Genomic DNA, 1,361 nt, shown 5'->3' with positions numbered 1-1,361 from the left:
TCTTACGCTTATATGCTTAGATTCGCTTTATAAGCTTGAATTTTTTTTATCTGCCTCGATTTAGTGGAGGGGTGAAGCCAACTTTCAAGTCAGTGTTATGTATAAGGGGATAAGTTATGAGTCAGGTCAACGCTGAAGAATTAAAGGATGCGATTGCGCAATACATCGACCCTTATTTACAACAAAATTTGTATGACATTGGTGCAGTTAAATCGGTTGAGGAGATAGACGGAAAGGTCTCGGTTCGTATAGAACTGCCCTATGCAAGCTTAGGGTTACACGGCGCAGTGCAGCAACTGCTCAGTACTCAGATTGAATATTTAGATGGGGTAGCGAGTGTAGATGTCCAAGTGGGACAACGCGTGCTTGCGCACGAGGCCCAGAATAACTTGCCGAGTTTAAGCAATGTTAAAAACATTATTGCGGTTGCCTCTGGTAAAGGTGGGGTAGGTAAGAGTACTAGTGCTGTGAATCTAGCATTAGCGCTTGCACAGGAAGGTGCTAGTGTTGGCATCTTGGATGCGGACATTTACGGCCCGAGTGTTGGCATGATGTTAGGCATTGCTGAAGATGCACGCCCAGAAACCTACGAAGATAAAATGTTTGTGCCGATCGAAGCGCATGGTATTCAGTCGATGTCCATGGCTTACCTTGTGACAGATAAAACTCCAGTTGTATGGCGAGGACCAATGGTAAGTGGTGCGCTGATGCAATTATTAACGCAAACACGTTGGAACGATTTAGATTACCTGATCATTGATATGCCACCTGGAACGGGTGACATCCAGTTGACCTTGGCGCAAAAAGTACCCGTGACAGGATCGATTGTCGTAACGACGCCTCAAGATATAGCGTTGTTAGATTGTAAAAAAGGAATCGAAATGTTCCGCAAAGTGAACATTCCAGTCTTTGGCGTTATTGAAAATATGAGTATGCATATTTGCAGTGCGTGTGGTTATCATGAACCATTATTTGGTGAAGGTGGTGGTCGACGCATTGCGGAAGCTTATGACACAACTGTGTTGGGTGAAATGCCTCTGCATCAAACCATTCGTAAACATATGGATGCTGGTGCTCCGACAGTAACAGCAGAACCAGATAGTGAAGTAGCTCTGCTATACAAAGACATTGCGCGAAAAGTTGGTGCCGAAATCTCGAAACAAACGCAAGATGCTAAAGGAAACTTCCCCGAAATTATTGTATCGACCGATTAATAGCTACGAACGACACGTGGTGTTTTCAGCCATGTATCTAAAAACTCGGGAATATCATCAACGCCCAAGGGTTTTTCATAAATAAATCCTTGGGCGTAGTCGCAGCCTAATTGAATAAGTACGTCTTCTTGGCGACGAGACTCTACC

1 protein-coding gene is annotated in these 1,361 nt (G+C 44.2%); it reads left to right on the top strand.

Annotation, left to right across the window (positions count from 1 at the left end; translation table 11 throughout):
- Nucleotides 1–116 precede the first annotated feature (116 nt).
- Nucleotides 117–1,214: an iron-sulfur cluster carrier protein ApbC gene (gene apbC / locus A3762_RS21150; RefSeq protein WP_068755042.1), complete on the top strand. Its 1,098-nt coding sequence runs from the start codon at nt 117–119 to the stop codon at nt 1,212–1,214.
- Nucleotides 1,215–1,361: the final 147 nt, after the last annotated feature.

Source organism: Oleiphilus sp. HI0125, from assembly GCF_001635355.1.
The sequence above is the reverse complement of the archived record's forward strand: the minus strand, read 5'-3'. Positions and strand labels throughout refer to the sequence as shown.